General features: G+C 70.7%; 12 protein-coding genes. 4 read left to right on the top strand and 8 right to left on the bottom strand.

Annotation, left to right across the window (positions count from 1 at the left end):
• Positions 1–28: 28 nt before the first annotated feature.
• The gene (locus ACFSXZ_RS30340; RefSeq protein WP_378268796.1) at positions 29–1,252 is read right to left on the bottom strand and encodes an RNA polymerase sigma factor; all 1,224 of its coding nucleotides are present in this window, start codon (positions 1,250–1,252) and stop codon (positions 29–31) included.
• A gap of 28 nt (positions 1,253–1,280) precedes the next feature.
• On the bottom strand, positions 1,281–1,667 hold the full coding sequence (locus ACFSXZ_RS30335; protein WP_378268794.1) for a YciI family protein: 387 nt from the start codon (positions 1,665–1,667) through the stop codon (positions 1,281–1,283).
• A 314-nt stretch (positions 1,668–1,981) separates the two neighbouring features.
• Here ACFSXZ_RS30335 and ACFSXZ_RS30330 point away from each other — a divergent pair, with 314 nt between their 5' ends.
• Entirely contained in the window at positions 1,982–2,788 is an 807-nt protein-coding gene (locus ACFSXZ_RS30330; RefSeq protein ID WP_378268792.1) for an RICIN domain-containing protein, read from the top strand.
• A 129-nt stretch (positions 2,789–2,917) separates the two neighbouring features.
• On the opposite strand, the gene ACFSXZ_RS30325 is transcribed toward ACFSXZ_RS30330, so the two are convergent.
• Positions 2,918–3,490 carry a YceI family protein gene (locus ACFSXZ_RS30325; RefSeq protein WP_378268791.1) on the bottom strand — a complete coding sequence of 191 codons (573 nt, stop codon included), beginning with the start codon at positions 3,488–3,490 and terminating at the stop codon, positions 2,918–2,920.
• A gap of 278 nt (positions 3,491–3,768) precedes the next feature.
• On the opposite strand from ACFSXZ_RS30325, the gene ACFSXZ_RS30320 reads away from it, so the two are divergent.
• Both ACFSXZ_RS30320 and ACFSXZ_RS30315 read left to right on the top strand, forming a co-directional pair.
• On the top strand, positions 3,769–4,593 hold the full coding sequence (locus ACFSXZ_RS30320; protein ID WP_378268790.1) for a DUF4397 domain-containing protein: 825 nt from the start codon (positions 3,769–3,771) through the stop codon (positions 4,591–4,593).
• Positions 4,590–5,237 (top strand): class F sortase, encoded by a 648-nt coding sequence (locus tag ACFSXZ_RS30315; protein ID WP_378268789.1) that lies wholly within the window; start codon positions 4,590–4,592, stop codon positions 5,235–5,237. Before ACFSXZ_RS30320 ends, ACFSXZ_RS30315 begins: the two co-directional genes overlap by 4 nt.
• On the opposite strand, the gene bla is transcribed toward ACFSXZ_RS30315, so the two are convergent.
• Together bla and ACFSXZ_RS30305 are read right to left on the bottom strand one after the other, a co-directional pair.
• Positions 5,232–6,128 (bottom strand): class A beta-lactamase, encoded by an 897-nt coding sequence (gene bla, locus ACFSXZ_RS30310; protein ID WP_378268787.1) that lies wholly within the window; start codon positions 6,126–6,128, stop codon positions 5,232–5,234. The two genes, ACFSXZ_RS30315 and bla, sit on opposite strands and share 6 nt — an antisense overlap.
• Before the next feature lie 194 nt (positions 6,129–6,322).
• On the bottom strand, positions 6,323–7,855 hold the full coding sequence (locus ACFSXZ_RS30305) for an MDR family MFS transporter (protein WP_378268785.1): 1,533 nt from the start codon (positions 7,853–7,855) through the stop codon (positions 6,323–6,325).
• Positions 7,856–8,048: 193 nt separating this feature from the next.
• Between ACFSXZ_RS30305 and ACFSXZ_RS30300 the strand changes: the two genes are divergently transcribed.
• Positions 8,049–8,678, top strand: coding sequence for an aldo/keto reductase (locus tag ACFSXZ_RS30300; protein ID WP_378268783.1), 630 nt, complete (start codon positions 8,049–8,051; stop codon positions 8,676–8,678).
• A gap of 68 nt (positions 8,679–8,746) precedes the next feature.
• Here ACFSXZ_RS30300 and lipB read toward each other — a convergent pair whose 3' ends face one another.
• From lipB to ACFSXZ_RS30285, 3 genes are all read right to left on the bottom strand, one after another.
• Entirely contained in the window at positions 8,747–9,415 is a 669-nt protein-coding gene (gene lipB, locus ACFSXZ_RS30295) for a lipoyl(octanoyl) transferase LipB (protein ID WP_378268781.1), read from the bottom strand.
• Positions 9,416–9,970: 555 nt separating this feature from the next.
• Positions 9,971–10,222 (bottom strand): hypothetical protein, encoded by a 252-nt coding sequence (locus ACFSXZ_RS30290; protein ID WP_378268780.1) that lies wholly within the window; start codon positions 10,220–10,222, stop codon positions 9,971–9,973.
• Between the two features lie 685 nt (positions 10,223–10,907).
• A complete protein-coding gene (locus tag ACFSXZ_RS30285; protein ID WP_378268779.1) occupies positions 10,908–12,278 on the bottom strand; it encodes an MFS transporter in 1,371 nt (456 codons plus the stop codon).
• Positions 12,279–12,355: the final 77 nt, after the last annotated feature.

Raw genomic sequence — 12,355 nt, 5'->3', positions numbered from 1 at the left:
GGTCGAGCGAGAAAGCGCTTTCCGGAATTCACCGGGGTTCGTCACGGTCCAACGTGTACAGGCGGCGGGCCAGGAAACGCCGGTCCGCCGCGGTCGTGGCGAGTTCGTGCGCCCGGCGGTAAGCGGCGGCGGCCTCGTCGAGCCGCCCGGTCCGGCGCAGCAGGTCGGCGCGTGCCGAGTGCAGCAGGTGGTAGCGATCGAGGCCGTCGATCCGGTCGATCAAGGCCAGGCCCTCGGCCGGGCCGTTGGCCATCGCCACGGCGACCGCGTGGTTCAACGCCACCACCGGCGACGGCGTCATGCCGAGCAGTTCGCCGTAGAGCGCCGCGATGGCCTGCCAGTCCGTCTCCGCGGCCGTGGCCGCCTGGGCGTGCAGTGCCGCGATCGCCGCCTGAACCTGGTAGGGCCCGGGGCGGGAGCGGCGCAGCGCGCGGTCGAGCAGGCCCACGGCTTCGGCGATCTCGGCGCGGTTCCAGCGGGACCGGTCCTGGTCCTCCAACAGCACCACATCCCCGGTGGCGGTGTAGCGCGCGTCCGCACGGGAATCATGCAGCAACAGCAACGCCACCAGGCCGAGTACCTCCGGCTCGCCGGGAATGAGCGTGGCCACCAGCCGGCCGAGCCGGATCGCCTCCTCCCGCGGCCCGGGGTCGCCGGTCGTGTAGCCCTGGGTGAAGATCAGGTACACCACGGAAAGCACGCCCGAGAGCCGTTCCGGCAGCAGGTGGTCCGCCGGGACCGCCAGCCTGATCCCCGCGTCGCGGATCTTCCGCTTGGCGCGGACCAGCCGTTGCGCCAGGGTCTGCTCGCCGACCAGGAACATCCGCGCGATCTGGCCCGCGGTGAGCCCGGCCACCGCCTGGAGCGTCAGCGCGACCCTCGCCGGTTCCGCCAGCGCGGGATGGCAGCACGCGAAGATCAGGCTCAACCGTTCGTCACCGGCTTCGGCCAGGCTTTCCTGGCTGGGCATGGCGGTCACCACCTCCTGGCGCGCGCCGGCCAGCGCGTGTTTCTCCCGTCCGGTCCTGGCGCGCCGCAGCCGGTCGATGGCGTTGTTCCTGGCCACCGTCAGCAGCCAGGCCACCGGGTCGTCCGGCACGGTGGTGCTCCACCGGCGCAGGGCCAGCGCACACGCTTCCTGGAGACCTTCTTCGGCCAGTTCGAAGTCACCCAGCACGCGGACCAGCGCGGCGAGCATCCGTGCCCGGTGTTCGCGGTAGGTCCGTTCGACCACCGCGGCGGACGAGGTCATCGGTTGTCCGGGGCCGGCACGAGGGAGTTCACTCCCGCCCGGCCGCCACGTCCGACGGGCGGTGGTCGAGGCCCGGCACCCCCGCGACGGGCCGGACCTCCACCGTGCCGTCGGCGGCCATGGGGCACATGGCCGCCAGTTCCAGCGCCTCGTCCAGGTCACGGCAGTCGAGCAGGTAGAACCCGCCCAGGTGCTCGTGCGTCTCGGCGAAGGGACCGTCGGTGATCAGCGTGCGGCCGTCCCGGACGGCGACGGTGGTGGCCGTGCTCTCCGGTCGCAGCGGGTGCCCGGCGACGAACGCGTTCCGGCGGCGGCACTCCTCGGCGAACGCGTTCACGGCGGCCAGTGCCTCGGCGAAGCGGGGATCGTCCGGCTCGGGCCGGTCACAGTTGTAGATCAACAGCAGGTACCGCATGAGGCCTCCGTTTTTTCCTGTTCTTCACCAGGATGACGAATAGCAGGGTCCGATCTCGACCACCGGATGCCCGGATCCGGCAAACCGGCCGGGCCGGTGAAAATCGTGGGGGCTTTTCATGCCGGAAATCCGGTTTTGGGGCGTAATGCCCCATCACACCGGCCTCCTTGTGGAGTAGCCGTGACGGGCCGATGGCACCAATTCGCGGAAAACGGGTACCGCGCGGCGGCTGTTGTTCGTGACCTGGCGACCGGATAAGGGAAGGGTGGGCACCGGCCGTCACGGCCTGAATATCGGAATTCTGGAGACAACCCATGAAGAAGAGAATCTACGCGGCGGTCGCGGCGGGTGCCATCACCGCCGGTGCCGTCGCTGTCGGCCTGGTCCCGACGGCGACGGCCGATTCGCCGCGGTCGGCGATCCGGTCGGCCTACGACAACAAATGCCTGGACGCCGACACCGGCACCGCCGGTTCCAACGGCACCAAGGTACAGCTGTGGGACTGCAACGGGCAGAAGCAGCAGCAGTGGTACAGGGACGGTTCGATCCTTCGCAATGCCCTCAACGACCGTTGCCTGGACGCCGATCTCAACACCTTGGGCGTCAACGGCACGAAGGTGCAGCTGTGGGACTGCAACGGGCAGAAGCAGCAGCGGTGGTACTCGGGCGGGGGCGCGGTCTATTCCCTCAGCGGCCAGTGCCTGGACGCCGACGCGGTCACCGCCGGTGCCAACGGCACGAAGGTGCAGCTGTGGGACTGCAATGGACTCAAGCAGCAGCAGTGGTCCTCATCGATCTTCCACGGCCTGAGCGACACCGGGCCCGGCTTCCTGCCCGGACCGACTGACGGCCCGACGCTGGGTCCGCCGACCGCGGGCCCGCTGGTTCCGGGTGGCAACCCGGGCACGATCAGCGACTGCCGCGACGGTTCGTGCCAGACCATCATCGGGCCGTCGCCGGGCCCGCTGGTTCCGGGTAATGGGCCGACCGACGGGCCGCTGGTTCCGGGCGGTAACCCGGGTTCGGGGCCCGTGCTGGTTCCGGGTGACGGGCTGACCGATGGGCCGCTGGTTCCCGGCGGCAACCCGGGTTCGGGGACCGTGCTGGTCCCCGGTCACTAGGGTTCGCCGGCCCACCGCGCCGATCCCCTCGGCCGACCAGGAGCGCCGGTCTTCGCTTCATCGCGGAACCGTTGTGCCCCAGGGGAAATCCGTCGGACCAGCCGCTGACGGGTTGCCCTTGGGGCATTTTCACGCGTCCGGCCCAGTGCCGGCCGGGGCCAGGGTCACCTCGATGTCGACCACGACTTCGTCGGCCAGTTTCAACGCGCCGAAGAAGGCCGAGTACGGCTTGATGCCCCAACGGCTCTGCACGACCGCGGCCCTGCCGCGGACCGTGCCCTCCGCGCTGACGTTTCCGCGCGCCTGGACGGGCCTGCCGGTACCCAGGATGGTGAGTTCCCCGTCCACAGTGAACGAATCCGGTGAGCCGGCGACCACCGTGGAGCGAAAGGTGATGGCCGGGTGACGATCCGTGGACAGGATCTTTTCGCGCATGGTCGCCTCGATGTCCGCGCGGTCGGAATCGGTGAGCGGCTTGACCCCGCCGGTGCCTTCCACCACGCGCAGGGAGCCGGCCTCGATCTCGAGAGTCACCGACGAGAGGGCGGGATCCTTCGTGTTCACCACGACGCTGCCCGTCCAGGCGCCCGCCTCGATCGTCAGGTCGTGACCGGCCTTGGCGCCCAGGCCCGTCCGGCCGGTGTGCACCACGAGCCGTCCCGAATCCGGTCCTATCCGGTATGTGCCGTCCTGGAGTGCCATGACAGCAAGGCTACGATGCCGGCCGTATCCACCGCCGGTGTGGTCACCCGGCCGTGTCGTCGCGGCGGGGAATCGGTGACGGTGCGGGAAAATCAATTCGTCGAATCGGCGAAAAAGAGAAGCGGGTTCCCCGGGAATTCCGCGTCCGGGTAATCCGATGAGGCGTTGAGGGGAATCCGCCGCCCGCCGATGAACAATACTGTGCGAGGGGCCGTTTCCCCGCAGGTATGTCTCGTCCGACGCGGCTCGATCACCATCGAGGAGGACAAGGAGAGATGATGATCGTAACCAGTGTCCTCAGGCGGCTCGCGGCGGCGTTGGCGGTCCTCATGGTGGTCGCGGGCGTGATGCTCGCTTTCGCCCCGGGGGCGCGGGCCGACGGCCTGCCGACGATGACCGTGGTGAACGGGATTCCCGCGCAACCGCTGGATCTCTACGTCAACGGCGCGCTGCTGCTGGCCCGGTCCGCTCCCGGCGCCGTTTCGCGTCCCCTGATCTTTCCCCCCGGCACCTACGACGTGGCACTGGCTCCCTCCGGTGAGCCGGCCGATTCGGCGATCGTCGAGGACGCGCACGTGGACATCGTGCGCGGAAGGAACATCAGCGTGGTCGCGCATCCGACCGCCGGCGGTCGCCGGGTGCTGTCCACCTATTTCGACGACGCGGGCCCGGCCGGACCGGGTCTGGCCCGGCTGATCGTCCGGCACACCGCGGTCGCTCCGGCGGTCGACGTGCGTGCCGACGGCAAGCCGGTCCTCGCCGGGCTGACCAATCCGCGCGAATTGAAGGCCGAGGTGCCCGCCGGAACGGTGACCGTGGACGCCGTGTTCGCCGGGACCGGCACGGTCGTGCTGGGCCCGGCGCCGGTACGGCTGATCGAGGGCGTCACCACGATCGTGTACGCGATGGGCTCGACGAGCACCGGCACCATGAGCCTGGTGGTGACGACGGCGGGGGAGGTGCCGGCCGGGGTTCCCGCGGGCACCGGCGGACTCGCCCGTACCGGGGTCGGAGTCTGGTGGTACCTCTTCGTCGCCACCGGCCTGGTCCTGACGACAGCAGGCGCCCTGACCCTGATCGCCCGCCGCCGGACGGCGGGATGAGGCCACGGGCGGCGCGGCGCGTGCTTCCCGCGGTGGCGTGCGGTCTCGGCTTGCTGGTGCTCGCGACGGCGGTACCGCTCCGGTACCGGGTTCAGCCCGCTGAGAACGTCGGGTCGGATCTGGTGAGCCGTCTCGCCGCGGGGGTACCGGATATCGCCGCCGCGCCCGGTGACCGGCACGGTCGTGTCGTGCGGCCGGTGAAACTGGCCATCCCTGACATCGGAGTGGCCGCGAGGGTGGTGCCCACGGGACTCGACTCGCGGGGCGAATTCGCCCTTCCGTCCACTGTGGACACCGTCGCCTGGTACCGGCTCGGCCCGGGACTCGGGGAGCTCACCGGTTCGGTCGTCCTCGGCGGACACGTGGACGACTCCGAAAAGGACGAAGGCGCCTTCTTCCGCTTGCGGCTGCTCACTCCCGGGGCCTGGATCATCGTCGGCGCCGACGACGGGCACGGCCGCGCCTACCGCGTGGTCGGCCGGGAAGAGTATCCGAAGTCCGAAATAGACCTCCGCCGCTACTTCTCCACGACCGGCATCCCGCGCCTGACGCTGATCACCTGCGGTGGCTCCTTCGACGACGAGTCGAAGACCTATCAGGACAACGTGGTCGTGACCGCGGTGCCCGTGCCGGGTGCCTCATGAAGCTCCGAGCGCGCGGAGCGCGATCGTCGTCGCCTCGGCCACCGTCTTCCGTCGCGTGGGGGAGGCCGGGTCCGCGGGCGCGGTGTAGATCGCGATGACGAGAGGCGCGCGCCCCGGCGGCCACACCACTGCCAGGTCGTTGACCTCGCCGTGCGTGCCCGACCCGCTCTTGTCCCCGGCCCGCCAGCCCGGAGGCAGGCTCGCGCGCACCAGGTCGGTCCCGGTGCCGGCGGCGGTCAGCCAGCCGTTGAGCAGGTCCCGGCCCGCCGGGTCCAGCGCGTCACCGCACGCGAGCGCGCGCAGGTCCGCCCCCATCGCGGTGGGCGTGGAGGTGTCGCGCTCGTCGCCGGGCGCGCCGGTGTTGAGGTCGGGCTCGAGCCGGTCGAGGCGGGTGACCGGATCGCCGAGCGTGCGCGCGAACGCCGTCACCGCCTGCGGGCCACCCAGGATTCCCACCAGCAGGTTCACCGCGGTGTTGTCGCTCACCGTCAGCGCCGCCTCGCACAGCGCCGAGACGGTCATGCCGTCCGCGACGTGGTGCGAGGTGACCGGGGCGTATTCCAGGACTTGTGAGGAGTCATAGTGAATGACCCGGTCCAGCAGGCCCGGCTGTCGGGTGCGCAGGCGCAGGATCGCCGCCACCGCGAGCACTTTGTGCGTGGAGCACAGGAGAAACCGCTCGCCCGCCCGGTAACCGGCCGTCCTGCCGGTTCCGGTGTCGAGCGCGTACACCCCGATCCTGCCACCGGACCGGCTTTCCAGGGCCGCCAGTTCGGCCGATCCCGGCGGCGCACCGGCCGCGACCGGTGGCGGGCCTGACGGGACCGTTTTCGCGGCACACGCGGCGAGTATCGCGGTCACGCCGCCCGCCATCAGGACCCGGCGGCTCATTCTCGCTCCGGACACCCGGCCCCCCTCGTTCGATCACGCTACTGTGCCGTTCGTTACCAGTCCGACGGCAGCCACGGCGGAAATGGATCTATACAAGCAGGTCGGTTGCGATCGTGTCCGCCTACTTTCGGTCGAATCGGTAACACCGGCAGGACGCGCGGCGCGGGGGAGGCGTTGCCTGGCAAGAAAACAGCTTAGGCAACCGGTTCGAAGACCAGGGGTTCGGCGCGGCGGGGCATCAGCACCAGCGCACCGACACCGAGCACCGCGAGGATCACCATCGCGAGGAAGACGTGGTGCGTGGCGGACTGGAGCGACGAGCGGATGTAGTCCGAAACGGCGGGAGCCCCGGAACCGGCGTTCCCGCCGAGCACGAGGCTGGTCGCGTCGACACTGCCGGGGAGTTGCCCGGCGACCCCGGCGGGCGGATGCGCGAAGCGGGTGGCCAGCGTGCCGTTCGCGATCGCGCCGAACACGGCCGCGCCGACCGCGCTGCCGAGCGACCGGCTGAACATCGTGGTCGCGGTGACCACGCCGCGGCGTTCCCAGCCGACCACCGACTGCGCGGCGACCACGACCGGGCTGGCGCACAGGCCGAACCCGAGGCCGACCACGAACGCCGCGGCCGCCGCCGTCCACACCGACGTGCCCATACCGAGCAGCGTGAGCGCGAGCACGGTCCCGCAGATGACGAGGGCACTGCCGATCAGCGCGGTGTCCCGGAACCCGATCCGCAGGTAGATCCGCCCGGACAGGGAGGCGGCCAGCGGCCACCCCACGGTCAGCGCGGCGAGCGCGAAGCCGGCCACGACCGCGCCCATACCGAGCACGCCTTCCACATAGGCGGGCAGGTACGAGCTGAGCCCGATCATGAGCGCGCCGACCACGAGCGAGGAAAGGTTGACCCCGCACAGGATCCGGCGGCCGAACACCCACAGCGGCAGCACCGGTTCGCTCGCCCGGCGCTCCACGACCAGGAAGGTGACCAGCAGGGCCACCCCGAGCGCGAAGATCACGAACGTCGGCGCCGACACCCAGGGCCAGGCCACGCCGCTTTCCAGCAGGCCGAGAATGATCAGGGAGAACCCGGCGGTGAGCGCCGCGGCGCCGGCGTAGTCCACCCGGTGCGAGCGGCGCTCGACCCGCTCGGAGAAGTGGCGCGCGATCATCCACACCGCGATCGCGCCCAAAGGCAGGTTGACGAAGAAGATCAGCCGCCACGAGGCGTATTCGGAGAACAGCCCGCCCAGTGTGGGCCCGACCACCGACGCCATTCCCCAGACGCTGGCCAGGTAGCCCTGCACGCGGGCGCGTTCCTCGACGGTGTAGAGGTCGCCGGCGATCGTCATGCTCATCGGCTGGACCGCGCCCGCGCCGACGCCCTGCACCGCCCGGGAGAGGATCAGCACGGGCATGCTCCACGCGATCCCGCACAGCACCGAGCCGAGCAGGAACACCGCGATGCCGAAGTACATCACCGGTTTCCGGCCCAGCGAGTCGGCGAACTTGCCGTAGAGCGGCACGGTGGCCGCCTGGGTGAGCAGGTAGATCGAGAACAGCCAGGGGAACTGGGAGAACCCGCCGAGATCACGGACGATCGAGGGCACGGCCGTGGCGATGATGGTCGAGTCCAGTGCGACCAGACCGGTGCTGAGCATGATGGCCGCGAGAACCCGGCCGCGTTCCGAGCGGAAACCCACGCCGGCCGCTGTTGCCGCATGCGTCACCCCAGCTCCTCTCCCTCACCCGACTAGACCCTCTCAACTACTCCGCCTGGCGGAACATTCCCCCGGTTTTGCTGTGACTCAGAGCACTATTGTCAACCGGATCCCTCAGTTGGACAGCACGCCGCCCGCGGACGAGTCTGCGTAAGTACCTGTTCCCCACTTCCGGAGACGACAACCATGCGGACTCGCCGTATTGGCGACGCCGTGGTCAGCGCGATCGGGCTCGGCGGGATGCCGATGTCGATCGAGGGTAGGCCCGGCGAAGAGCGTTCGGGTCGCGACGATCCACGCCGCGCTCGGCGCGGGTGTCACGCTCGTCGACACCGCCGACGCCTACCACCGGGACGCGGGCGAAGTCGGGCACAACGAGACGCTGATCGCCCGGGCGCCGGCCGCCTACCGGGGCGACACCTCCGATGTGCTGGTGGCGACCAAGGGCGGCCATCTGCGGCCCGGCGACGGCTCGTGGACGGTCGGCCGGAGCTGCGGCTGTGCGCCGAACTCGGCATCGCGTTCCTGCCGTGGAGCCCGCTCGGCGGGATCGCCCGCGCGGCGGACCTCGGCTCCCGGTTCGCTCCGTTCGCCGAAATCGCGCGGGCGCGCGGGGTCAGCCCCCAGCAGGTCTGCCTGGCGTGGCTGCTGGCCAAGGACCCGGTCGTGCGGTGTTCTGTGGGGGCACCGCCCCCACACCCCCGACTGGGGGCAAGCCCCCAGACCTCCTTCCATTCCGGGCTCGTCGCGTCCCGAGACGATCCGCGACTCGGCCGCCGCGGTCGGGTTGACGCTGGACGCGGCGGAGCTGAGCCGGTTGGACGCGGCCTGAGTCTGTCCACTGTGGATACGGAGTGCGTGCCCGGGGACACGGCGTGCGGGCCCCGCCGGGGCCCCACGTCACTGCGCGCCGAGCACCGCCGCGATGGTGTCGCGCAGTTCGTCACCGGAGGGCATGCGCCGTTCCTCCTCGGCGCAGATCTCCTGCAGGGAGGTCATCCACACGTCGGGCAGCCCCAGCGCCATGAACCGGCGGAACACGCTCAGGTCCGGGTCGACGTTGAGCGCGAACCCGTGGCTGGTGATGCCGCCCCGGATGCGCATGCCGATGGAGACCAGCCTGCGGTGGTCCGGCGTCCACACCCCGGCGAGGCTCGCGCCGCCCAGGGGCGTGTCGCGGCGCAGCGTCTCGAACCCCAGTTTGCCCAGCGCCTCGACCAGTTTCGTCTCCAGCCAGCGGACCACGTCCACCGGTCCCCGCTCGCGGATGTTCATCACCAGGTAGCCGATCAACTGGCCCGGGCCGTGATAGGTGGCCATGCCGCCGCGGTCCACCCCGATCACCGGGATGTCCGACATCTTGCCGGGCAGGCCGCCCGGCGCGGTCCGGCGGCCGTAGGTGATCACCGGTGGATGGGACAGGAAGAACAGCCGGTCGCCTTCGGTGCCGGCACGGCGCTCTTCGACCCAGTGCCGCATGTCCTCCAGCGTCCGCTCGTACGGTACTTCGCCGAGTTCGACGCGCTTCATCGGCTGAGTCGTCACCGCTGGGCCCGCGCTCTGTCGCATTGCGGAATGATATCGCGAAACCTCGCCGGCTCGTCGATATCCTGGAGCCGCCGGACAAACGCCCCCACCTGAACTTCCTTTCCGTGCCGGAGCAGAACCCTACCTTCCCGTCCGCCGGAACGCCCGGCGGCGCCTGAACGCGCGGGTTGCGGGTGCTCCGCATGGAGGATCTTGTTCCTGATTTCGGTGGTACCGCAACCCCTTCCTGTCCGGGAACCACCGATTGGGGCGGGACGGGACGGATAACCCGGGCGGCACGCACTATCCGGGAAACGTCCAGAATGGAATCGTTCCAGATTCCGGAGTACTGCGGGGTCTTCGCGGGAACCGCGGTCGCGGCGAAGGTCCGCTCCGAGTGTCCATCGCGATGAAGAACTGAGGAATTCAAGAAAAGAAACGGTGATCGGTGCGCGGCGCGGAAATATCAGAGCCGAAGGCGGCGGACGCGGCGAAGGTCAGCCTGTTTGTCCTTTTTGGACCGAACGCCACCGGTGGAAATGACGTCAGGAAGACGGCGGGTGCCCGGCCGTGACCGGGCACCCGGAGGCCGGATCCCTACGATCGCGCCCGGCGTTCGGCGCCGGTCTCGCCGGCGTCGCCGGAATCCTCACCGGCGACCCGGCCGACGAACGTGTCGTTGGCCGAGGGTCCGGTGGTCGAGTGGGCGTCGGCGGAGGTCCCGGGCCGGGACTCGCCGCCGGTGGCCCTGGTCGTGGCCTCCGCCGGATCGTGCTGGACGTCGGCCTCCTGGCCCTGCTCCTGCGCCGGGGTACGGCCGGTGAACAGCCGCTTCAGTTGTCGCCACATGGGCAAAGGAATACCCGGTGCCCCGGCGGCCCAATCGTCGTGCGCGCCGCCGGCCCCAGCCCTCGGCCCGCCGCCGGAGGCACCGGGACCGAGGGCCGGGGGAGCCGCTTCGCCGGGGACGTCCCGGATCAGGAAGCGGTCCCGCCGCAGTTGCAGTCCGTGCAGTGCACCGTCTCACCTCCCGTCATCCCCAGGCCGGCGGCCGCGTTCCTCACTTGCAGTTCTCGCAGCAGCCGCACCCCTTGCCGGTGCAGGCGCCACAGCAACCGTGGTTCATGGTCGTTCCCCTTCCGATGTGCGGTCCTCTGCCGCAAGTCCAGGTCGTCGTTCTCACGCTCCTGGTTCCCCAGGTCACCCGATCGACCCATCAGGAGGACCGGCCGGCCGGGAGACGGCCCGCCCAGGGAAGGTGATCGACCGTCCGGAAACTCTCACCGGACGCTATTGATCACTCGGCGAAGAGGGTCGAATTACCACGCGCTCTGGCCGAGCACACCTGTGTCTTTTCTCGGTGAGATCTACCCGATATCGCCGAAATCGGCGTGTACATTCTTGACGGATTCCACCATCAGTCCGCGAATTGATTTCTTTATTCCATCGGGCCGCCCAGGACATCCCGTTGTCCTCCCTGGAGAAGAACGACCAAGGCGCGGGTAAGGCCGGTAAGCGTTCGGCGGCGGACGCGTCAGCCCCGGGGGGAGCCGCCGCGGGTGCGGGGGCGGGTCTGCTTGCCGTGCGGCGGGTGAGCCCGGCACCGGCGCCGGAGGACCGACCGGAAGGGACGCGGGCAGGCGCACGCGATCTCGGACGCGCGCGGCGGGAATCGCGCCGCTTCGCCCGGCGGCTCGGCCACCCTCTCTTGCCGGGACCGGCCCATCCGGGCTCCGGCGCCGATCAGCAGCGCGCCCAAGGCGGCGGCCAGCCCCGCGCCCGCGACGGTGCGGAACGGACCGGCGAACTGGGTGGCGACACCACCGGCGAGGATCGCCAGCCCTTGTGAGGCGTAGAGACAGGTCGTCATCCGCCCCATCACCCGGCCACGGCGGTGGTCCGGAACGAGTTCGACCACGAGCACCTGGGTTTTGATCAGGTACGCGGTCGACAACAGGCCGGAAGCGGCCCACAGCACCATGGACACCGCGAGCCCCGGCTGGAAGACGCAGGCTATGAGCGGCAGCCCGCCCGCCGCGGCCAGCATCACGATGGCGCTGAGCGAAGCGGGCACCGGTAACCGGGTGGTGAGCCACGCCCCGAGCGCGCTGCCCAGCGGATCCGCGGCCATCAGCAGGCCGAGCCCGGCCGCGGCGACGCCGATTCCCCGCGCGTAGGGCGCCGCGACTCCTTCGGGCACGACGTACAGGCCGACGAGACAGACCAGGGCGTACAGCACGGCGACGCGGCCACCGGCCCCGCCCGGCCGCCCGGCACGCGCGACCGGCGGCGAACCGGCCGTCCCCGCCGAGGGGGCAGGCCGCGCCCGGACGCCGGCGAGCACGAACAGTGCCGAGGCGGCGAAGGTCGCGGCGTCGAGCGCGAGGGCGACGTGTGGTTCGACCACGGCGAGGAGGAAACCACCGCCGGCGAACCCGGCCAGCTGGGCGGCCTGGCCGGTGACCTGACGCAGCGCGAGCCCGGCCGGGTAGGCCTCGCCGGGCAGGATCTGCGGCAGGAGCGCCAGTTGCGCCGCCTTGAACGGCCCGGACGCGATCGAAACCAGGCCGACGCAGGCCCACAGCACCGGCAGTGACAGGCCCGGCAACGCCATCAGGGCGGTCAGCCCGGCGCGGAGGAGATCGGTGATCACCAGCACGGCCCGGCGGGGGTACCGGTCGGCGAGCCCGGAGAGCAGGGCGCCGCCGAGCACCGACGGGACGAAGGTCAGGGCATAGGTCAGTGCGGTGAGCACCGCCGAGGAGGTCCGGCCGTAGACCAGCAGGGCGAGCGCCACCCGCGCGAGCTGGTCACCGGCCACCGAGAGCAGCTCGGCGAACCACAGCGCGCGGAATTCGCGCTCGGCGAGGACGCCGAGGAGACCCGTCCGGTCCGCTCCGGCCATGCCACACCCCCAACACCCACTGGACACGGTATGCGCACACCGTAAAGGCTCAAGCGCGGTGAGTCACCGCAATGCCC

The sequence above is a fragment of the Amycolatopsis pigmentata genome, from assembly GCF_042684065.1.
GTDB classification, from domain to species: domain Bacteria; phylum Actinomycetota; class Actinomycetes; order Mycobacteriales; family Pseudonocardiaceae; genus Amycolatopsis_E; species Amycolatopsis_E pigmentata.
The sequence above is the reverse complement of the archived record's forward strand: the minus strand, read 5'-3'. Positions and strand labels throughout refer to the sequence as shown.

What these genes read in the sequence shown, in the direction of transcription:
- ACFSXZ_RS30340 (WP_378268796.1), bottom strand. Translation starts at nt 1,252, where the DNA reads ATGACCTCGTCCGCCGCGGTGGTCGAACGGACCTACCGCGAACACCGG.
- ACFSXZ_RS30335 (WP_378268794.1), bottom strand. Translation starts at nt 1,667, where the DNA reads ATGCGGTACCTGCTGTTGATCTACAACTGTGACCGGCCCGAGCCGGAC.
- ACFSXZ_RS30330 (WP_378268792.1), top strand. Translation starts at nt 1,982, where the DNA reads ATGAAGAAGAGAATCTACGCGGCGGTCGCGGCGGGTGCCATCACCGCC.
- ACFSXZ_RS30325 (WP_378268791.1), bottom strand. Translation starts at nt 3,490, where the DNA reads ATGGCACTCCAGGACGGCACATACCGGATAGGACCGGATTCGGGACGG.
- ACFSXZ_RS30320 (WP_378268790.1), top strand. Translation starts at nt 3,769, where the DNA reads ATGATCGTAACCAGTGTCCTCAGGCGGCTCGCGGCGGCGTTGGCGGTC.
- ACFSXZ_RS30315 (WP_378268789.1), top strand. Translation starts at nt 4,590, where the DNA reads ATGAGGCCACGGGCGGCGCGGCGCGTGCTTCCCGCGGTGGCGTGCGGT.
- bla (WP_378268787.1), bottom strand. Translation starts at nt 6,128, where the DNA reads ATGAGCCGCCGGGTCCTGATGGCGGGCGGCGTGACCGCGATACTCGCC.
- lipB (WP_378268781.1), bottom strand. Translation starts at nt 9,415, where the DNA reads ATGCGACAGAGCGCGGGCCCAGCGGTGACGACTCAGCCGATGAAGCGC.
- ACFSXZ_RS30290 (WP_378268780.1), bottom strand. Translation starts at nt 10,222, where the DNA reads ATGTGGCGACAACTGAAGCGGCTGTTCACCGGCCGTACCCCGGCGCAG.
- ACFSXZ_RS30285 (WP_378268779.1), bottom strand. Translation starts at nt 12,278, where the DNA reads ATGGCCGGAGCGGACCGGACGGGTCTCCTCGGCGTCCTCGCCGAGCGC.